General features: G+C 36.3%; 15 protein-coding genes. 13 read left to right on the forward strand and 2 right to left on the reverse strand.

Translation table 11 applies throughout. From position 1 onward, the window contains the following. Window positions 1-170 precede the first annotated feature (170 nt). Window positions 171-2,414 (reverse strand): heavy metal translocating P-type ATPase, encoded by a 2,244-nt coding sequence (locus BC008_RS00745; RefSeq protein WP_027846157.1) that lies wholly within the window; start codon window positions 2,412-2,414, stop codon window positions 171-173. Window positions 2,415-3,200: 786 nt separating this feature from the next. Between BC008_RS00745 and BC008_RS00750 the strand changes: the two genes are divergently transcribed. The 7 genes from BC008_RS00750 (at window position 3,201) to BC008_RS00780 (ending at window position 10,791) form a co-directional block, all read left to right on the forward strand. Continuing rightward, window positions 3,201-3,407 (forward strand): hypothetical protein, encoded by a 207-nt coding sequence (locus tag BC008_RS00750; protein WP_027846158.1) that lies wholly within the window; start codon window positions 3,201-3,203, stop codon window positions 3,405-3,407. A 905-nt stretch (window positions 3,408-4,312) separates the two neighbouring features. Next, window positions 4,313-6,103, forward strand: coding sequence for an SLC13 family permease (locus BC008_RS00755; protein ID WP_027846159.1), 1,791 nt, complete (start codon window positions 4,313-4,315; stop codon window positions 6,101-6,103). A 343-nt stretch (window positions 6,104-6,446) separates the two neighbouring features. Then, a complete protein-coding gene (gene sat / locus BC008_RS00760) occupies window positions 6,447-7,622 on the forward strand; it encodes a sulfate adenylyltransferase (RefSeq protein WP_027845814.1) in 1,176 nt (391 codons plus the stop codon). An 89-nt stretch (window positions 7,623-7,711) separates the two neighbouring features. Further along, window positions 7,712-8,467, forward strand: a complete 756-nt coding sequence (locus BC008_RS00765) for a phosphoadenylyl-sulfate reductase (RefSeq protein ID WP_027845815.1) — start codon at window positions 7,712-7,714, stop codon at window positions 8,465-8,467. A gap of 170 nt (window positions 8,468-8,637) precedes the next feature. After that, complete coding sequence (locus tag BC008_RS00770; protein WP_027845816.1) at window positions 8,638-8,976, forward strand: hypothetical protein; 339 nt, start codon at window positions 8,638-8,640, stop codon at window positions 8,974-8,976. Window positions 8,977-9,094: 118 nt separating this feature from the next. Continuing rightward, on the forward strand, window positions 9,095-10,129 hold the full coding sequence (locus tag BC008_RS00775) for a YeiH family protein (RefSeq protein WP_027845817.1): 1,035 nt from the start codon (window positions 9,095-9,097) through the stop codon (window positions 10,127-10,129). An 89-nt stretch (window positions 10,130-10,218) separates the two neighbouring features. Continuing rightward, window positions 10,219-10,791, forward strand: coding sequence for a DUF302 domain-containing protein (locus tag BC008_RS00780; protein WP_058182950.1), 573 nt, complete (start codon window positions 10,219-10,221; stop codon window positions 10,789-10,791). A 621-nt stretch (window positions 10,792-11,412) separates the two neighbouring features. Here BC008_RS00780 and BC008_RS00785 read toward each other — a convergent pair. Continuing rightward, entirely contained in the window at window positions 11,413-12,030 is a 618-nt protein-coding gene (locus BC008_RS00785; RefSeq protein WP_082650448.1) for a TetR/AcrR family transcriptional regulator, read from the reverse strand. Between the two features lie 161 nt (window positions 12,031-12,191). On the opposite strand from BC008_RS00785, the gene BC008_RS00790 reads away from it, so the two are divergent. The 6 genes from BC008_RS00790 to BC008_RS00815 all read left to right on the forward strand — a co-directional run bounded on the left by BC008_RS00790 (window position 12,192) and on the right by BC008_RS00815 (window position 20,854). After that, window positions 12,192-13,856: an ATP-binding protein gene (locus BC008_RS00790; RefSeq protein WP_082650449.1), complete on the forward strand. Its 1,665-nt coding sequence runs from the start codon at window positions 12,192-12,194 to the stop codon at window positions 13,854-13,856. Window positions 13,857-13,994: 138 nt separating this feature from the next. Continuing rightward, on the forward strand, window positions 13,995-14,681 hold the full coding sequence (locus BC008_RS00795; RefSeq protein WP_027845821.1) for a response regulator transcription factor: 687 nt from the start codon (window positions 13,995-13,997) through the stop codon (window positions 14,679-14,681). Window positions 14,682-15,615: 934 nt separating this feature from the next. Next, window positions 15,616-16,623, forward strand: a complete 1,008-nt coding sequence (locus tag BC008_RS00800; protein ID WP_027846271.1) for an iron ABC transporter substrate-binding protein — start codon at window positions 15,616-15,618, stop codon at window positions 16,621-16,623. Window positions 16,624-17,085: 462 nt separating this feature from the next. Further along, entirely contained in the window at window positions 17,086-18,114 is a 1,029-nt protein-coding gene (locus tag BC008_RS00805; RefSeq protein ID WP_058182951.1) for an iron ABC transporter substrate-binding protein, read from the forward strand. Then, a complete protein-coding gene (locus BC008_RS00810) occupies window positions 18,115-19,707 on the forward strand; it encodes an ABC transporter permease (protein WP_027846269.1) in 1,593 nt (530 codons plus the stop codon). A 91-nt stretch (window positions 19,708-19,798) separates the two neighbouring features. Further along, window positions 19,799-20,854, forward strand: coding sequence for an ABC transporter ATP-binding protein (locus BC008_RS00815; protein WP_027846268.1), 1,056 nt, complete (start codon window positions 19,799-19,801; stop codon window positions 20,852-20,854). Window positions 20,855-21,137: the final 283 nt, after the last annotated feature.

Raw genomic sequence — 21,137 nt, forward strand, 5'->3', positions numbered from 1 at the left:
TAGATAAATGAGAAATTTATAAATAGGGCTGTTAAAGTCGAACCGGAAACTATTAAAGGCATTATCAATTTTTAAAATTTGATATTCCATAAATGAGGCATGATATCAGCGAAATCATCACAGTAATGAATGATGGTACTAATCGACTGTTTAGAACTCACTAATAATAATTAAACTTTAAATAGGCGCATTCCATTAAAAGTAACCAACAAGGAACTTCCCGTATCAGCTAAAACTGCAACCGCTAAACCCACAAAACCAAAACTTCCTAATAGCAAAAATAAAGCTTTCGTAATTAAAGAGAAAATAATATTTTGCTGGATAACTGAAACAGTCTTACGACTCAAACTAATTGCATAAGCAAGTCGTCTCAAATCATCTGCGACTAAAACTACATCTGCTGTCTCTAGTGCAATATCCGTACGACCTATCGCAAAACTTATGTCTGCAGATGCTAAAGCAGGAGCATCATTAATCCCATCTCCTACCATTCCTACAATTCCCTGTTCTTGTAATCTTTGTATTTCTAGAAGTTTATCTTTCGGTAGTAATTCGGCTCGATAGTCAAAAATTCCTAGTTGTTCTACCATCTGTTGAGCAACAGATTTAGAATCTCCCGTTAGTATCACTACTTCTTTTGGTCCTGCTGTCTCAATTAACCTTACTGCTTCCCTTGCTTCCAAGCGCAAACCATCTGCTAAAGTAATGATGCCAATTAAGCCTCCCTTTGTCCCAACTAATACAGGAGTTTGACCGAGGTTGCTAATTTCAGCAAGAAGCGAACTCACCTCGGGAGGAATATTGGTAAATAAGCGACGATTACCCACCATGTAAAATTCTTGGTTGAGATGGGGTAACAAATGGTTTTTACCTAAAAGAGAAGCAACTTGAGGATCTTGAACGCCACAATCTAATTTATCGCTCAATTTTGCTTGAATACCTTTCCCTGGTATCGCAACAAATTCATGGGGTGTTTGCAAAGTTAATCCTTGTTTTTTGGCTTCAGCAATAATTGCTTTAGCTAGGGGATGTTCCGATCTCTGTTCTAAACTTGCAGCAATTTGCAGTATTGAGCTTCTTTCTTGTTCTCCCAAACTATAAATGTTTAGTACTTTTGGTAAACCTTCTGTCAGAGTACCAGTTTTGTCAAAAGCGAGAATATCAATTTTTCCTGCGGTTTCTAAACTGTTACCACCTTTAAATAAAATTCCTTTACGAGTAGCAGCACCAATAGCACTAACAATAGAAACAGGAGTAGAAATAACTAAAGCACAAGGACAAGCAATCACTAACAGTACTAAGGCATGATAAATCCAAACCTTCATATCCTGGGAAAAAAACACAGTAGGGATAATTGCGATCGCTATAGCTAAAAGAATTACTAATGGTGTATAAATTGAGGCGAATTTGTCCACCCATTGTTGACTTCTGGCGCGACTTCCTTGAGCTTCTTCAACCAAATGAATAATCCGTGCCATGGTGGTTTCATTTGATTTACGAGTGGTCTTAACTTCTAAGTATCCGGTTTGGTTCAAAGTTCCACCAAACACATCATCACCAGCTTCTTTATCTACTGGAACTGATTCTCCTGTAATTGGGGATTGATCGACAGCACTAATTCCGTAAATAACCTTACCATCAAGAGCAATTCTTTGACCCGGACGAACCGTAATAATTTCACCGACCTCAATACTGGAAATGGGAACATTTACTTCTTCATCACCACGTTTAATTGTTGCTATCGGTGGTGTTAAGTCCATTAAATCCCTAATTGCGTTGCGAGTACGTCCCAAGGTGAAGCTTTGTAGTGTTGTTCCTAAAGAAAATAGAAACACTACCATTGCTCCTTCCAAGAAATCCCCCAGCAAGCAAGCACCAACTCCAGAAATCATCATTAGTAGGTTGATATCAGCTCGACGGGATTTGAGTGAAATCAAACCTGCACGGGCGATCGGGAATCCCGCTAAAACTATTCCTATGCAGTAAAAGCTGGTTTGGATCCATGCAGATAACCCCATACTATGGGCAATAAATCCTAGGACTAAACCTGTTCCCGACAAAATCACCCTTTGTCCTCGGCGGGTTGTAAGCCAAAACTTCCAGGGACTAGACAGTGAATCTATTTTACTTTTTTGATTTTTTATCTTGGCTGATTCAGTTGTAGATGGAGAATTTTCTTTGCGAAAAATTGATTCAATTTGGTAACCCAAGGCTTCTACACGGCGAAAAATATCTTTTTGGGTAATTTTTTCTGGGTTGTAGGTCATATTAAGCTTACCGTTACCAAAATTGAGAGCAACCTCATTTACACCTGTTAGTTGATGTAAATTTGACTGAACTGTTTGAGCACAACTAGGACAATCCATCCCATGAACTCGTGCTTCTATAGCCTCAATCTTTGAAGCTTGCTGCATATAAATAAATTCTCCAGTTGAATCCAATAATACTTGCTTAATAGCCAAACCTAAACCGAAAACCCGATCAAAAATTACTTGGATACAGCGTTAGCATCACAAAATTTTAACGCGAATACAGAAAAATATTAATATCATTAATTACTCATATCATTCAATCGGTGAGATAACATTCAAAATAACAAGTGATAAAAACGATTATCATGTCGAATGCATTTAATGTTGTCAAAAATACATTATCTACTATGGAATTAACGGAGAGTTCAGATTTTTAAATTAAAATTTATTTTGAGGGTGAACACTGTATTTAAATTAGTATTCTAAGTTTTTTATTTATATATAGTTTTTTGATTTTCGATTTTTGGTTTTTGGTACTGAGAGTGCTACAAAAGAATAAATTTAGACAATATGATTCCAGTCAAGAAAGGATTTAATCTATTAAGCAGTTTCCAAAAAATCGCCACGCCAGTATAATCACTCGAAGTGATGAGCCGTTAGTCATATTCGTTTATTTTTATTGCTAAAGTAGATTTGCTAGAACCAGCACAACCCATCATAATAGCCACTCTCTTTGTCGGCTGGTACTTCATTTAATAGGTGATTGACAGTAGTTGATTCTTAGGTCTTTTTGAAGATTTTCGTAAGGTATTTCGGGGTTAAAGTTTTTCGGAATTAAAATGTAAGTTATAAAGTAGCTCAATATCAAAGCTATAAGTTTCTATAATATCTACTTTCTAGTCGAATAACACTTGCAGTTGACTAATATTTCATCCCTGGAGAAAACATATGCAATCTGAAGATAAATTTGCTTTACTAATCATTGGTCTTCCCATCGCAGGGTTACTCTATTCTGGATTAGGAATAGCTTTAATGGTAAATAGCTCTACCGTAAGACATTATCCTTTAATTTCTGGAGGAATCTTTGTTCTAATTCCGTTTCTTACTGCTGTATTTCTTTGGACTCGAGCTTCTGCTAAAGCCTACAAAAAATAGAGTTTTTGTTTTCCTGCACTGTCAATTATCGTAGTGTTTTCATATAGCACTACGTACAGTTGCATTGCAAAAATAGGATTAAAATATTGAAAGTATAAAATTCCTTATTTAAAATTTATTTTTTAAGCAGCAATTCCAAACAAATAATTAATAAATTTTATTTGACCCAAGATATTTCTTTTTTTAATTCCCTTCACCTTACAGCAGCCACTATACCTGCATCACAATTACAACTCACTCAAGGTTACATCACTATCTCTAATTCTTGTCACACAACCTTTTTATATATAGTAATCCTGATTGAAATGTGAGAAAACACATAAAGAATAAAGACGTATGTACAAGGGTTTCAGCGATTTTATTTTTCATGAATGATTTCGGATTGCTATATCTATTTTGCAACGTTAAAGCGTCGCCACTTCAGTGGTGAAAAATATACTTTTTTTTGGTAATCGCGCGTATCAATATATACTTTTGTCTTGGTAAAAATTTATTGTTCCTCTTTCTAAAATAACGAACCTTTTCAGTAAACCCTAATTATGGGATTTTACTAATCAACTTCTCAGGAAAATCTCATTTATTTATCAAGTATTTCTCAGATTACTAAGCCAAATTAAAGACAATTAAACTTTTTAAGAAAATAACTCAAAGAAAATTAATGCGTCATGTTACTTCTGTTTTTGGTAAAAATATTTTCGCAGCTTACTAATAAACCACAGGTGGTTTAGAACATTCTAAATATTTTATACGGAGATAAGTCGCATCATCTGAGATGTGCTTTTAGTCCTATAGTTCACATATTCGCTATAGATTTAATACATATGACTCTTACAATATTTGATTGTCATGAGACTTTTTAGTGAAATAACTAATACCTAATAAAAGCACTGTAAGACAGCAAGCACATGACAATACTCCTTACACTCGCCATTGTTGTCTTGGCATTAATTTTATTTGTTGCGGAATGGTTACCATCAGACATCGTTGCTATTATTACTACACTACTTCTAACAATTTTTGGTTTAGTAACCCCTGAAGAAAGTATAAGTGGTTTCAGCAACTCTGCTACTATTACTGTGATGGCAATGTTTATTCTTAGTGCTGGAATCGGACGCACCGGAGCCATTCAAATTGTTAGCGAACTCTTACTAAGGTGGGGTGGTAAACGTCCCAGTCAACAAATTTTTACTTTGGGGCTGATAGTGGGTCCAACAACAGCATTTATTAACAATACTGCCGTTGTTGCCGTATTCTTACCTATTGTTGAAGAATGGTGTAGAAGACAAAGGATTTCAGTCTCTAAGTTATTAATTCCGTTATCATTTGCTGCTATTTTGGGTGGTATGATCACGGCGATCGGAACTTCTACGAATGTTTTAGCGAGTGGTTTAGCTCAGCAACTAGGATATAGATCGTTCAACTTATTCGAGTTTACTAAGTTGGGGTTAGTCACATTTACTGTTGGTCTGATTTATTTAGCCCTTGTAGCACCTCGACTATTACCAAACCGTAAAAAACATACTGATGAGATTTTCAACCAAAAACAGGGTATAAAGGATTATGTTAGTGAAATTTTAATCCCACCTGGTTCTAGTTTAGTGGGAGAAACCTTAAATTCCAGTATTCTCAAACATAAACTTGATGTAGATGTATTAGAAATTATTGCCGATGATACCCATCTCAGTCAGCCTTTAGAAAATAAAAAACTACAAGCCTGTTCAGTACTTTTAGTTAGGAGTAGTCGAGAAGATTTACTGAAGATTAAAGATGAAGAGGGTATAGAAATTCTGCCCGAATTTATCCGAAATAAAAAGTTTTTACAGACACAACTGACCTCGGAAGATGAAGGTATAGCAGAAATTCTAATTACTTCTAATTCCAACCTTATTGGTTCGACTGTTAAAGAAATTAATTTTCGTCAACGCTATAACGTTACAGTATTAGCAGTCCATCGTGGAGAAGAAACTACTCGAGAGCGTCTCACCCAAATCCGATTAAAGTTTGGTGATGTCCTCTTGGTACAAGGTCCAAAACCAAGTCTTTTGGGTTTGCAAATCAATCGAAACTTATTGGTTCTGACCCAGCGAAATTTGGAAACACTCAGACGTGATAAAGCCTCCATAGCAATTGGTATTGGTTTAGGAGTTGTTGTTGTAGCCGCATTTAATTGGTTACCTATTCTTATTAGTTCTCTGGTTGGTGTGGTATTGATGGTTTTAACAGGTTGTCTCAAACCCAGAGAAATATATGATGCAGTACGTTGGGACATTATCTTTCTGCTTGCTGGGTTAATACCCTTGGGTATCGCAATGGATCGCTCTGGTGCGACCCAATGGTTAGCGAATAATCTAGTTGCAATTGGGGGAAATCTTTCGGGTTACTGGATACTGACATTTTTCTTTATCATTACTTCTATCCTCACGGAAATGATTTCCAATAACGCCGCAGTAGTTTTAATGTTACCCATTGCAGCTAATGTTGCAGAAAAACTAAGCTTCAATCCTTTTGCTTTTATGCTCGCTGTTGTTTTTGCAGCATCTAACAGCTTTATCACACCAATTGGTTATCAAACCAACACAATGGTTTACGGAGCAGGTGGATATAAATTTACTGATTTCATGCGTGTTGGAACCCCACTAAACCTATTAATGACAGTAGTTGTACCACCATTGATTATCTTCTTCTACGGTTTGTAAAAGGGTTTGCGATATCGTAACTCTTGATTTGAATTCTTGACTCATATTTTCTATTCAAATTCTGCACTTGCACAAATCTATGTTCTATCAAACAATTTTCAATTTAATTAATCGTTCTCCTCCTGTTTTGATTCCTTCACATACGGTTAACTTAATCTCTAGAAGAGATTAGACCAAATCCAATTTTTAAAACCCCTTTATATTTTTTGGGATTTCCCCCCATACTTCCCACACCTCCCACACTTCCCTCTCTCATTCTTAAAAGGGGTAATTAGCCCGGACTTAGTATTAAACCTCTCACCTCTCAGTTAAAATTTTTGAACTCAATAGTAGGAGTAATAACATGTCTCAAATCGAAGCTTTAATTCAACCCCACGGTGGTAAGCTTATTAATTGCCGCTTGCAAGGAGAAGCAAGAGAAGAAACTCTGTCGAGAGCAAAAAAATTACCAATTCTTACCCTCTCTACACGCAATCTTGCTGACCTAGAGTGTATCGCTACAGGAGTTTATAGCCCTTTAAATGGCTTTGTTGAAGAAGAGGAATATAATTCCATTGTTAAAGATATGCGCTTAAGTAATGGTTTAGCATGGAGTATTCCTGTTACTTTGCAAATTCCTGAATCTGTAGCAGATAAATACAAATTAAATTCTGAAATTGCTTTAGCTCATCCCAATGGAGATATACTTGCAGTGATGAATGTTACTAGCAAGTTCAAGCCCGACCAAAATTTTGAAGCACGGCAAATTTATCGGACTAATGACAATGCACATCCCGGCGTACGAGCTATGTTCAAGGAAGGGGAAATTTACCTTGGAGGTCCAATTCAACTAATCCAAGCAATTCCTCAGATGGATTTTCTAAATTATCGTCTTATTCCAGAAGACACTAGAGCAGAGTTTGCAAAACGTGAATGGAATAGTGTCGTAGCATTTCAAACTAGAAATCCTATCCACCGCGCCCATGAATACATCACCAAAATTGCTCTAGAGGTTGTTGATGGATTGTTCATTAATCCCTTGGTCGGTCAAACAAAATCTGATGACATTCCAGCTCGGGTACGGATGCAATGTTATCAGGTTCTAATGGAAAAATATTATCCACAAAACCGCGTATTCTTGGGTGTATTCCCCGCAGCTATGCGCTATGCAGGACCTAGAGAAGCAATTATGCACGCGATCGCTCGTCAGAACTACGGTTGTACCCACTTTATCATTGGACGCGACCATGCAGGAGTTGGTGACTACTATGGTACTTACGATGCACAGCACATATTTGATGAATTTACCCAAGATGAATTAAATATTACTCCTTTAAAATTTGAACATGCTTTCTATTGCACTCGTACCCAGTCAATGGCTACAGCCAAAACCAGTCCTAGCACAAAGGGAGAAAGGATACACCTATCTGGAACAAAAGTACGGGAAATGTTGAGAAATGGTCAAACCCCACCACCAGAATTTTCTCGTCCAGAGGTTGCAGAAATTTTAGTTTCTTCAATGAAGCTAGCCACAGTTTAATTTTACTCGCCCATGTATGGGGTGCATCTCAATACCTGTAGGTAAGAAATCAAACAACAAAATCTATTCCTAAAAAAGAGAGGAGAATCATGAGTTTAGCTGATACTATTTCTATCATCGAATCAGACATTACCCAATTACAATCCGAATACTCACAGAAAAGTCCTCAAGATATTCTTGCATTTGCTCTCAAGCAGTTCGATAACATTACTATTTCCTTTAGCGGTGCAGAAGATGTAGTGTTGATAGATATGGCATCAAAAATCAAAAGAGATATTCAAGTATTCTCAATTGATACGGGTCGTTTACATCCCGAAACCTACCGATTTATTGATCGAGTTAGAAAACAATATCGAATAAAGATAGATGTAATTTCCCCTAATACTGCGGAAGTTGAAGCATTAGTTAAAGAAAAGGGATTATTTAGTTTTTATGAGGACGGTCACAAAGAATGTTGTGCAATTCGGAAAGTTAAGCCACTACGTCGTAAACTTGCAACCATCGATGCTTGGATTACTGGACAGCGTAAAGACCAAAACCCTGCAACCAGAAATAGTGTTCCGGTAATTCAAGTAGATACTGCTTTCTCTACAGAGGAGAAGACATTAATTAAATTCAATCCCCTTGCAAATTGGACTTCTGCTCAAGTGTGGGAATATATCCGGAAAAATAACGTTCCCTACAATAAACTACACAATCAAGGTTTTATTAGTATTGGTTGCGAACCTTGTACCAGAGCAGTTTTACCCAATCAACACGAGCGTCTCGGTCGTTGGTGGTGGGAAGAAGCTGCTGATAAGGAGTGTGGTTTCCACGAAATAAATTTGACTCAAAATAATGCTTAGCTTGCTTCAAGAGACTACCAATCAAACAATAAATAAATAACTTTTAGAGACGTAGCACTGCTATGTCTCTACAAAGGAATCTGATTCCTAATTGTAATTATAAGTATTTCAAATTCATCTCGATTTATCTCAAATTCATCTCCAAACTACTTCAAAAGTATCTCAAAATTATGGTTATTAAATTAGTTCAAAAAATTAAATTAGATGGTAATCCCTGTCGTAAATCTGCAAAAATTTTAAACAGCCTGCATGAATTAAATTTAATAGACAAAATAGATGCAATTATCTCAGCAGATGAGCGTAATCCACATAATAATGAAGGATTTATTTTAGCTAGTCAATATCAAGTATCATCTGCACCTTTTTTTATTGTTGAGAATGATGAAGGCGAACCAAAGATTTATACCGCATATTATCGCTTCATGAAAGATATTTTCAATATCTCAATTCCTGAGAAGGAAGAAATCTCAGAAATTATGGCTCAAAATCCAGAGTTAGATTATATCTAAGCTTAATTGAGACGTTAAATAATATATTGACTCGAATAATATATTAAGTCTCTATATATTTAAAGCAAAAAAATATCCAAATTGAAATGATTAATAGCATTTACTTATAACCTTCATAATGGATAATCCACCTCAAAAGTTTCAAGTCAAATTAACCAAAATATTTCCAATTTCTAGCATAATACCAGGTTTATTATTAACTGGTGGAATTGCTATTCTTGCAGAATCTCTAAAAAAACTACCATCACTTTCACTATTTAGTTCCCTAATCGTAGCAATCCTGTTAGGAATTATAGTTAAAAATACAATTGGAGTTCCTCAAATTTTTCGTCCGGGAATTACCTTTTCTTTAAAACGTATTTTGCGATTGGCTATTATTCTCCTAGGATTGCGATTAAGTTTACCTCAAATACTTGCAGTTGGCCCCATTGGTTTAGTAATTGTTGTAGCAACCTTAGTCAGCACATTTGTTTTTACTTGTTGGTTTGGGAGACAAATTGGAGTCAATCCAAAACTAACAAAATTAATTGCTGCGGGTACTTCTATTTGCGGTGCTTCTGCTATAGTAGCCACAAATGGTGTAGTAGAAAGTAAAGATAAAGATGCGGCTTATGCTGTGGCAATAGTAACAATTTTCGGTACTATTTCCATGTTAGTTTATCCTTTATTATCTGGTTTACTTCAAGTCACACCCGAACAATTTGGAATTTGGTGTGGTGTTTCCATTCATGAAACAGCTCAGGTAATTGCAGCAGCATTTCAAGGTGGACAAACTAGTGGTGAGCTAGCAACTGTTGCTAAATTATCGAGAGTTATATTTTTAGCTCCAGTTGTTTTAACGTTGGGAATTTTATCACCACCTGCAAATAATTCATCAAAAGAAGGTAAGTCGAGAAAATTACCGATACCTTGGTTTGTATTTGGATTTATTGCTCTAATGCTACTCAATAGTGCAAATATATTTCCTGATAGCTTCAAAAAATCAGTGACTGAATTTAACCACTTACTACTAACAATTTCAATGGCGGGAATGGGTTTGAAAACTAGCATTATTGATATTAAACAAAGCGGCTTAAAACCTCTTTATCTAGGTGCTATTTCATGGTTATTTATTTCTATTCTCAGTTTTGGTATGATTGAGGCTTTTTATTAATCTAGTGTAACGTTTTCTGAGCTAAGATTGCTTTAAATTCAAGGTAAAATTATCATCCCACCTTATTTTTTAATTATTGGAGGTTTGCAATGAAGAAAATTTTATGGAGTATTGCTGCATTGGGCTTATTGGTTCTTCCTGCTTATGCTACTCAAGGGATTAGAGAAAATTCAAAAAATGAAATAGCTAGGAATAATAAAGCTACTCAAGAAATTCGGGAAAATACTAATAAAAATGAGATAGCCAGAACTCATAGACATGGTGCAAGAAGAGATGGAATTGTAAGATTCAAGAGTAATTATAGTGTAGAAGAAACAGTCAAACGCTTTCAATCCATCGCCAAAGAACAGGGTTTAAATATTGTTACCACAGTTAATCATCAAGCTGGAGCCGAATCTGTTGGTTTAGAATTAAGACCAACTCAAGTAATCATATTTGGTAATCCTCGTGCTGGTACTCCACTGATGCAGTGCAATCAAACTGCAGGAATCGATCTACCACAAAAAGCACTTATTTGGGAAGACGAACAAGGACAAGTATGGCTTGGTTACAACAGTCCAAGATATTTATTTATTCGTCACAGATTGAGAGGTTGCGGTGAAGAAGCATTAGAAAGAATCGGTAATGCTTTAAAAATGTTAGCCCAGAGAGTAACCCAGTAATATTGTGTTCGCTTAGTTACTTTTCATTAAGTACGCAGGGGGAAGAGAGGAGGGTGCAGATTGAGAGAGGATTTCCAGTTTTTTACACATGTGCAGGAATCATAAATAATTTACCGAACATGATATAAAAACTGTAGAATCTCTACAAATACGCAGGATACAATTTGCATGTCTGCTCAATAAACTTCCCTTTGATAATGTTTTGATGAAATAATATTAGGTAATAGGGAACTGGAAATAGAGAATAGGGAAAAAATATACGAATTTCATCTTTTTGCATGGATAATTTCTGCACTGTAATCATGTAGATTATTTTTATCCTAGATTAGGATGACATAGCTTATACGAATGATTTATTGTTGTTATTTATACGAAAATATAACTTCCTAAGTTTCCCAACAATGTGATGTTTTGAAGGTTTTGTTACCTCCAAATTATAAACTAACACCACCATCCAACGCTTTTAAAACACTTAAGAGAAACGCGCTTACACTATGGGGTGGAAAAATTATCCCATAATTCTTTAAAACTTTTATTAAAATGTCATCCAAGTAGACAAATATGTCTACTAAAATTAGACTAAATAATTGAACGATACCAAATAATTAAGCTAAATTATTATTATTCTGCATTCATAAAAGCAACTAAAGTCTCACGAGCGTATTCTGCTCCTTCGGGATTACCTTCAATACTTGCCATTAAAATTGAACCACTAACTAAAAGTAAATACTGTTGAGAAAAAACTTCAGGTTTAGGAATACCAGCTTCGAGAGCAAGTTTAAAAATGTAAGTTCGCATTGATTGTCTGACAGTCGCGCAAATTTGCTTCACAGAATGGGAAGTATTTGCAAGCTCCACAGCGGCTTTAATAAAAGGACATCCCTTAAAATCAGGACTTACATACCATTCACGTAAAACATCAAAGCTTGTTAATATTTTTTCTCTAGGACTACTCGCTCTTTGGTCAAGAGTTTCTTCAAACCATTTCAGCCATCGTTTGGCTTGAAAGCGCATCACTTCGATAATCAATTCGTCTTTTGATGGAAAATATCGATAAAATGTGCGTCTAGCAACATCTGAATTTGCAATTACCTCATTGATACTAACTTGATTGAAGCCTTTGCACTCAAACAATTCCGCTGCTGCAATCAAAATTTTATCCCGTGGCTCCCGTTTTTTCAGAGAACCCAGCGAAATGGAATGATTCTGTTGATATTCATAATTATTGTCACCACTCATAAATCAATCATGTAGACTGTGGTGTCTACTTTGTAGTATCTTAAAATGCAGCCTTATGTATTTATCAAACTAAGGCTTCCGAGATTTAACCGTATATAAAGTGTTTCATTTTTGTCTGTATTTGACAATAGTCTACAGAATTAAGAACCAGGGAGCGAGGGATGATAAAAGAAAAGCGGCTTGAAATCGGATTGTTTGTCATGCGTTTAAGCCTTGGAATCTTGTTTTTAGCTTTAGTGATGCAAAAATTTATACTAACTAAAGCAACACAAGGTATGTTAGAAGGATTTCATTCTTTTGAGTTATCGATCGCTGCATGTTATCTACTATATTTTGTTGCAGTGATTTTGATATTAATCTTCCTTGCTGGTTTATATAAAACATTTTCTTACGGTACTTTGTTAGGTATGCAGTTAGTATCAGTTATTTCTATGCACAGGGAAATGTTCGATCCTAACAAGCATCATTATGTTTTATCTTGGGAAAGTATTCCAGTAATAGGAGCTTTGACTGCATTATTTTTATTGCGGGATAAAGATTATTTTTTAACTTTCCAGCAGATAGCAAACAATAAACTAGATTCATTAAATAATAATTCTTGGAAGTACCAACAAAGAACTTTAGAAATTTTGTCATCTCTGAGTCATCGTACGGGTGACTTGAAAGTCTATTTAAAAGAGATTGCAAAAGGAGTTAGTGAATTAATTAGTGTTGATTCTTCTGCAATTACTATTTGTCAACAAGGTTTTGGTCAGTTATTAGCTAGTAATATCGAACATCATGAGGATAAGAGAACTCATTCGCTACACGGTCAATTAACTGGTACTGTTGTTAATACTGGTCAATCCTTGGTCGTTGAAGATACAGAAAATTGTACCGAATATGGTGAAGCTCCACCAGGATGTCGTGCATATTTGGGAATACCTTTACGTACACCTCAAGGGGAAGTAATAGGTACAATTTGTTCTTTTCATCAAAAACCTCGTAATTTTTCTACTCTAGAAATCGAGATTGTTGAACTCTTTGCAGAACGAGCTGCAACAGCAATTGATAATCACTATCTTTATCAACAACAAAGACAATTTAATCAATTTTTGGAAAAAGAAGTAAATCTCAAAACAGAAGAGTTACAAGCCACTCAAACTAAACTTATTGAACGGGAAAATTTGGCTGCGATCGGTGAATTTGCAGCTTCGATTGTTCACGAAATTCGTAATCCCCTTTCCACAATAAATTTAGTTTTAGAGTATTTTAGTAAATCTGATTTATCTGAACAGCTGAGAAAGCGGTTAAATTTGGCATTAGATGAGGCAAAGCGTTTAGAAAAATTATTAAAAGAGATATTACTTTATGCAAAGCCACAAATCTTAGATATTTCAGAAATTAATATTAATAAATGTATTCAAAAAGTATTAGAATTACAGCGAAATTTGCCAGATACAATCAATAAAAGCATTGAATTTGAGTATGGGAACGTCGAAGTCAGCATACAGGGTGATGAAGATAAAATTAAACAAGTATTAATTAATATTATACAGAATGCTTGCGAAGCAGTAGTCTCTGGAGAAAAAGTTAAATTACAAGTAAACATTAACCCAAGATTGCAAGAAGTTTGCATTCAAGTTCGCAATGGTGGAGAACCTATACCACCCCACATATTACCATTGTTGACTCAACCATTCTTTTCCACAAAATCTTCTGGGACTGGATTAGGACTTGCAATTACTAAAAGGATTATAGAAGCACATAACGGAGAATTGTCTATCGAATCTAATGCTGAGGAAGGGACTTTAGTAACAGTAAGATTACCGCTATTTTTAGCATAAAAGTATCAATTAATTATCAAAAATATTTTAAATAGCCTGTTTTGATTTATTGTTTAATTTTATTTATTTGATTTTGGTTGTTTGATTTTGTAAATTAAACCAGCAAATAGAGATATTTGAAAATGTGGAGATTAGGTTGTGAGCGAACATATCCTTCTGGTTGAAGATGAAGTCAATCTCGCTGAATTTTTAGAAATGGAGTTAACTTCTGAAGGTTATATCGTCAGTGTTGCTCATGATGGGGTAACAGGATTAATGTTAGCACGAAAATCAAATCCAGATTTAGCAATTTTAGATTGGATGCTCCCCAGCTTAACTGGGTTAGAACTTTGTCGTCGTTTGCGAGCAACAAAAACTAAAATTCCGATTATTTTACTCACAGCTAAACATGAAGTAAGTTCTCGGGTTATGGGTTTGGATGCAGGAGCTGATGACTATCTCATAAAACCTTTCAAACTTGAAGAACTTTTGGCGAGAATTCGCGCTCATTTACGTCGAAGCGTAGAAAAAGATAAACGTCATTTATTAATATTTGAAGATTTAATTTTGAACCGTAAAACTCATGAAGTGTTTCGCGGTAATCGAGCAATAGAATTAACTGTAAAAGAGTTTGACTTACTAGAATATTTGATGAGCAACCCCCATCAAATATTTACTAGAAACCAAATTTTAGAACAAGTTTGGGGTTACGACTTTGTTGCTGATTCCAATGTGATTGAGGTATATGTACGTTATCTGCGTCTTAAACTTGAAAAAAATGATGAGAAACGTCTAATCCATACAGTTAGGGGCATAGGATATGTATTAGATGTCTCCAAGCATTGAGAACATCAGTCTGATGGGATTTTATTCGCAAAAAATTCTTCCTTATCTTCACGTAATATGAAGCACAATTTGTGAGAAGCCATTTTTGCTGCAATATAGCTCTCTAACACCCACACTACCATTGAAGTGAGATCCGATACTCTAAGTAAGTAGGCGAGAAAAAAGTAAACTATGTAAATAAATATAAAATATCTGTATTTGGCTTGTAATAGCGCTTTAGCGCTAAAGTGCTACTACAAACAAGTTATTATTTTCTTACTAACACACTTAAATCTATTAGGTACGAATTGAGAAAATTTATGCCCAATTCCCTGAATTTGATATGTCTCCAAAAATTGGATTATCTAGGTAGATTATTTACAAAGTCGATTTGTGCACACAACTAATATCTAGTTGATAGTGATTGCAAAAATCTGACTACTGCTGTTGCAAAAAATTTTAAGTGAATTTATGAAACATAATCCATAAAAGAGCACTGGGAACAACACCACAATCTTTGTTAATCAAAATTAGCAACCTAGTCAACACTATGTAAACAAAAATTAATAATATGTGATAATAGTTACATGAAAATCAAGTCTACTTGTTATATATTTATTCTTGTTGATAATAGTTGTCGTTAAACCATTGTTTAAATCAGATTACTAAATCAGATGCTACGTATACAGCAAGTAGGCGCAATGTAATTGCGTTGAACTTGAAACTAAATCTCAAATATGAAATCTCTAAGATAAAATCTCGAAAACTTCGGGGTATCTGGAGTAACGATGACCGGGAGTGACAGTATATATATCTTGTTTGGGATTATCAAAGGTGACTAATTAACTGGGACATTGGCTAGAGTTAAGAATTTGCGCGTGTGAAGATCCTGCATGTAAAATCTCTACAAATTGACCGGATAAGGCTAATTGTTTTACTGGAGATGTAGCTAATTATGCGAAAGTTTTTTTTGTTGGGGTTAGTGACTGTTGTCACCGGAGTTGGTATATGGGGATGTTCGCAAGGTGTTAATGAGAATTCAAAAACTCTCGTTGTTTATTCTGGTAGAAACAAAAAGCTGGTTGGTCCTTTAATTGAACAAGCGAAAGAGGATTTAAATCTAAATATTGAAGTACGTTACGGTAAAACCTCTCAACTGGCGATCGCACTTTTAGAAGAAGGTGATAATAGTCGTGCAGATGTCTTTTTTGGACAGGATGCTGGTGCTTTAGGGGCTTTGGAAAAAAACCAAAAAACTCTACCAATCGAGTCGAAAATACTAGAGCAAGTAGATTCTCGTTTTCGTTCGCCGGAAGGAAATTGGTTAGGGGTTTCTGGAAGAGCTCGTACTGTTGATTACAATACTAAATTGGTCAAAGAAAGTGATTTACCAAAATCGATTTGGGACTTAACTCAACCCAAATGGCGTGGTAAAGTTGCTTGGGCACCTACTAATGGTTCTTTTCAATCATTTGTAACTGCAATGCGGGCAATTGAAGGTGAAGAAAAAACATTAGAATGGCTTAAAGCGATGAAAGCCAATGATGTGAAAAAGTATGGCAATAATGTAGCAATTGTTAAAGCTTTGGGAAGAGGTGAAGTTCATTTGGGGTTGGTCAATCACTATTATTTACCCCGCTTCAAGAAAGAAAATCCTGATTTTCCGGTAGCTCACCACTATACCAATAAAGATGCAGGTGCAATGGTGAACGTTGCTGGGGTAGCAATGATGAAGACTACCGACCAAAAGGAAGATGTGCAAAAATTTATCAACTATATGGTTAGTTCAAAAGCACAAAACTACTTTGCTTCCAAAACCAATGAGTATCCTTTAAGTGAAGGAGTAGACGCACCTACTTTGCAAGTATCCCTCAAAGAACTTGACCCTCCAGAGATTGATTTGACTAAATTATCTAGTTTAGAAGAAACTTTGAAGCTGCTACAAAAAGCTGGAGTTGTTTAATTGGGTAATTAGTGATGTATTATAATGACAATTATATTCATTAGAATATCTAATGTTTATAGGGTGTGTTAAGCATAAGTTTTAACGCAAATCTTCTTGGTAAGCCTCTTTATAGGGGCAAGTGAAAAATGATGGTTTTGCATAATTAGTTGTTTAATTTTTGTGATTCCTTTATTTGTCTGACCCCTGTAAAGTTTAAGGCAATTTTTGCACAGTAAACTTGCTGTGATGGAAAATTGTGCGCCTATTTAGATGATGACTTTTTTGAACTCCTGAATTCTATTTGTATCCGAAATTGATTTACCGTCGAGTCCAATACAAGCCTGATGAACAAAGGGAAATTTACCCGAAAAATATATCAATTAAGTATTGGAATCAACTAAGTAGAGACCTAGGATGTGATATCTCTACGAATCAATTTAACTACCTGAGACATATAGTTTTTAATGGAGTCAGCAGTCTATGAGAAACATAAGACGGAAGTTTGTTTCCCTTGGATTAGCAGCCGTTGCAACTGGTTTGAGTTTTGCTAGTTGGGGTTTGGGTACAGAAACAGCTCAAGCACGTCGCAAAACTTTGGTAATTTATTCCGGTAGAAGCGAGAAGTTAATTGGTCCGTTAATTAAGCAGGCTAGAAAAGATTTAAATTTAGATATTAAAGTACGCTACGGTAAAACAGCTCAGTTAGCGATCGCGCTTTTGGAAGAAGGTAGAAATAGCCGCGCAGATTTATTCTTCGCTCAAGATGCTGGAGCTTTAGGTGCAATAGAAAGAAGAGGGCGTACTTTACCTATCTCATTCCGACAATTGAATAAAGTACCTGCTCGTTTCCGTTCCCCAAGAGGAAACTGGATGGGAATTTCCGGACGTGCTCGTACTATTGACTACAACACTAAGTTAGTTAAAAAAAGCCAATTACCAAAATCAATTTGGGAATTAACTAAACCCAAATGGCGTGGTAAAGTCGGCTGGGCTCCTACAAATGCTTCATTCCAGTCATTTGTAACTGGTATGCGAGTAATGTATGGCGACAAAAAGACATTAAAATGGCTCAAAGCTATGAAAGCTAATGGCACCAAAAAATACCCCAAAAATACTCCTATTGTTAAAGCATTAGGACGTGGTGAAATTCACCTCGGGTTGGTAAACCATTACTATTTAGCTCGGTTCCAAAAAACCAATCCTAAGTTCCCTGTTGCTCATCACTATACCCGCAGAGATCCAGGTGCAATGATCAATGTGGCTGGAGTATCAGTCCTGAGGACTACCGATCAAAGAAGAGACGCGGAAAGATTTATCAACTATCTACTCAGTCGTAAATCTCAACAATACTTTTCTTCTAAAACCAAAGAGTACCCCCTACGTAAAGGGATTGCATCTCCCAAAGGACAAGTACCTTTGTATCGACTCAGAGCGCCAAGAATCAACCTAACCAAATTACACACTCTCGAAGCAACCTTGAAGTTATTACAAAAAGCAGGAGTTATCTAAATGTCAAAAGCGGTTCGCCCCCCATTATTTCTCACAATAGCGGCGGTGGTGGTGGCGACCGCCATCGCCCTACCCCTAGTCTATTTAACGATCCGCACGGCATTTATTGGTGGGGAAGATTTATGGGAGTTAATTACTCGCCCCCGCAATTTAATGATTCTGGTCAATAGTGTCACCATGATGGCGATTGTGGCATTATTATCTGCAATTATTTCGATACCTTTGGCATTTTTAACGGTACGGACAGACTTACCTGCTCGGCGGTTTTGGTTAATAATGACAACATTACCATTAGCTGTTCCTAGCTATGTGGGTAGTTTTGCCTTGATTGCTGCTTTTGCACCCCGGGGAAGTTTTCTGCAGTTATTACTACAACCTTTTGGTGTAGAAGAATTGCCTTCTATATATGGTTGGCCGGGGACAATGTTAGCATTAACTTTGTTTACCTACCCATACATGTTACTGAGCATACGTTCTGCTTTGCAAGGTTTAGACCCTTCATTGGAAGAAGCTGCTCGTAGTATGGGTTATAACAGCAGACAAGCTTTCTTCCGAGTAATATTACCGCAACTAAACCCATCTTTAATTGCTGGGGGGTTATTAGTTGCTTTATATGCTTTGCGAGACTTTGGGACGCCATCCCTAATGCAGTTTGATACTTTTACACAAGCGATTTTTGTCCAGTACCAAGCCAGTTTTGACCGTGACTCAGCAGCAGCTTTATCTTTAGTATTGGTTGCAATTGTATTATTTATGTTGTGGCTGGAAAATCGCACCCGTTCCCGTGCAGGTTACTACACCCGGGGTTCAGCATCTTTGCGTCCAGCGAAAATGGTTAAACTGGGAAAATGGAAATTACCAGCCCTGATTTTTTGTGGAATCATAACTTTTTTGGGCGTATTACTACCTATAATTATCACTGCATTTTGGTTGATTCAGGGATTAAGCACAAATTATGAATTTATCGATCTGCTTTCACCAGCCCTAAATTCAATTACTGCAGCAGGACTAGCTGCAATTATTACCACACTGTTTGCTCTACCAATTGCCATACTGTCAATACGCTTTCCCTCAAAAGTTATCGCCATTATTGAACGTTCTACCTATGTATCTTTTGGGGTCCCTGGCATTGTAGTTGCCTTGTCTTTGGTGTTTTTCGGTGCTAATTACTTGCCCATACTGTACCAAACCTTACCAATGTTGCTCTTCGCTTACTTGGTGTTGTTTTTGCAACAATCAGTGGGAGGAGTACGTACTTCCTTGTTGCAAGTAAATCCCCAAGTAGAAGAAGCAGCACGTAGTTTGGGAAATTCACCTTTGCAAACTTTGAAAAAAGTTACGATTCCCCTAGTTAGCCCAGGTATTTTAAGTGGTGCAGTATTGGTCTTTTTAACTGCAATGAAAGAACTACCTGCAACCATGCTATTAGCACCAATAGGTTTTGATACCCTAGCAATGGAAATTTGGAAAGCTACGGAAAATGTTGACTTTGCTGATGCTGCTGCTGGATCCCTAACAATATTATTGGTATCAATGATTTCGACTTTCGTTGTCCTATCTCAAGAGAAAGTCAAAAGTAAAGCAAAGGTGTAAAACTATCTTGGAAATTATTATTTTGGAAGCAGAAAATAAGGAATTTCAATTTTTATTCTACTCCCCAATCTTTAGTTCCTAATCGCCAATCATGGAAAAAGTAATTCTAGAGTTAAAAAATATAACCAAAAGATTTTCTGAAAATCCGATCCCTGCTGTTAATGATGTATCTTTAACATTGCAACAGGGCGATATTTTAGCACTGCTAGGTCCTTCTGGTTGTGGTAAAACAACATTATTGCGAATGATTGGTGGTTTTGAGGAAGCATCCCAAGACGGAACAATAGAAATTGACGGACAAATAGTTTGCAGTTCTGATACTTGGATTGCGCCAGAAAAACGCGATATCGGGATCGTTTTTCAAGATTATGCACTTTTTCCCCATCTGACTGTTGCTCAAAATGTTGCTTTTGGTTTGAAAAATCTCAATAAGGAGCAAGTACAAAAGCGAGTGACGGAAGTTTTAGATTTAGTCAGCCTAAAAAACTTAGAGGAACGTTACCCCTACGAACTTTCTGGAGGACAACAGCAACGTGTAGCCCTTGCTCGGGCTTTAGCACCCCAACCAAAGCTGATGCTTTTGGATGAACCCTTATGTAATCTTGATATCCAAGTTAGATTAAGATTGCGACAAGAAATCCGGGACATTCTTAAAGCTGCAGGAACTTCAGCAATTTTTGTCACTCACGATCAAGAAGAAGCTCTTGCAATTTCTGATGTTGTTGGCGTCATGCGTCAAGGAAACTTGGAACAACTTGGTACTCCGGAAGAAATTTATACATGTCCGGCATCACGATTTGTTGCAGAGTTCGTTACCCAAGCAAATTTTCTACCCGCTACCCGTAAAGGCGAACTTTGGGAAACAGAAATTGGTTCTTTTCCTGTAGAAAGAGGTCAAATCCAAGATTCTGTAGCAGACACAGGAGAATTAATGATTCGTCAAGAAGATTTAATTTTGAAAGCAACCCCAGATGCTTCGGTAAATATTCGCAGTCGAAGATTTTTGGGACGGGAATACCGTTATTGCTTAGAAACTCTTTCTGGTAGAGAAATTCACGCGCGGACATTAACCCATACAGTTTTACCGGAAGGTGCATCGGTAGAACTTGCGATCGCGGATAATGCTGTACAAATATTTCCAGATTAGATTTCTCCAAATTACATTTTTGAGCTTCACATCCTCCCCATCCGTTTACTAAATTAATTCGGGTGGGGATATTAAAAAGCTTCTTCATTTGAGATTCGGCTTTAACCAGCAAATCATAATACCAATTTGGAAAAATAATGAGACAGATAGATTTCTGTAGAGACGTTGCAGAGGCTAACGCCGACGCCGCAGGCTCTGCAACGTCTCTACCGGAGAATCTGTTGCAATGATTTATCGAATTGGTATAACTTTCTTGAGCAGGTACACCAGAGTTATCATCGAC

The organism is Mastigocoleus testarum BC008 (genome assembly GCF_001456025.1).
Lineage (GTDB): Bacteria > Cyanobacteriota > Cyanobacteriia > Cyanobacteriales > Nostocaceae > Mastigocoleus > Mastigocoleus testarum.

Excerpts from the sequence above, each read along its gene's own strand:
- BC008_RS00815 (WP_027846268.1), top strand. The coding sequence starts at position 19,799 with ATGGAAAAAGTAATTCTAGAGTTAAAAAATATAACCAAAAGATTTTCT.
- BC008_RS00810 (WP_027846269.1), top strand. The coding sequence starts at position 18,115 with ATGTCAAAAGCGGTTCGCCCCCCATTATTTCTCACAATAGCGGCGGTG.
- sat (WP_027845814.1), top strand. The coding sequence starts at position 6,447 with ATGTCTCAAATCGAAGCTTTAATTCAACCCCACGGTGGTAAGCTTATT.
- BC008_RS00790 (WP_082650449.1), top strand. The coding sequence starts at position 12,192 with ATGATAAAAGAAAAGCGGCTTGAAATCGGATTGTTTGTCATGCGTTTA.
- BC008_RS00770 (WP_027845816.1), top strand. The coding sequence starts at position 8,638 with ATGGTTATTAAATTAGTTCAAAAAATTAAATTAGATGGTAATCCCTGT.
- BC008_RS00755 (WP_027846159.1), top strand. The coding sequence starts at position 4,313 with ATGACAATACTCCTTACACTCGCCATTGTTGTCTTGGCATTAATTTTA.
- BC008_RS00775 (WP_027845817.1), top strand. The coding sequence starts at position 9,095 with ATGGATAATCCACCTCAAAAGTTTCAAGTCAAATTAACCAAAATATTT.
- BC008_RS00805 (WP_058182951.1), top strand. The coding sequence starts at position 17,086 with ATGAGAAACATAAGACGGAAGTTTGTTTCCCTTGGATTAGCAGCCGTT.
- BC008_RS00745 (WP_027846157.1), bottom strand. The coding sequence starts at position 2,414 with ATGCAGCAAGCTTCAAAGATTGAGGCTATAGAAGCACGAGTTCATGGG.
- BC008_RS00750 (WP_027846158.1), top strand. The coding sequence starts at position 3,201 with ATGCAATCTGAAGATAAATTTGCTTTACTAATCATTGGTCTTCCCATC.
- BC008_RS00800 (WP_027846271.1), top strand. The coding sequence starts at position 15,616 with ATGCGAAAGTTTTTTTTGTTGGGGTTAGTGACTGTTGTCACCGGAGTT.
- BC008_RS00765 (WP_027845815.1), top strand. The coding sequence starts at position 7,712 with ATGAGTTTAGCTGATACTATTTCTATCATCGAATCAGACATTACCCAA.
- BC008_RS00780 (WP_058182950.1), top strand. The coding sequence starts at position 10,219 with ATGAAGAAAATTTTATGGAGTATTGCTGCATTGGGCTTATTGGTTCTT.
- BC008_RS00785 (WP_082650448.1), bottom strand. The coding sequence starts at position 12,030 with ATGAGTGGTGACAATAATTATGAATATCAACAGAATCATTCCATTTCG.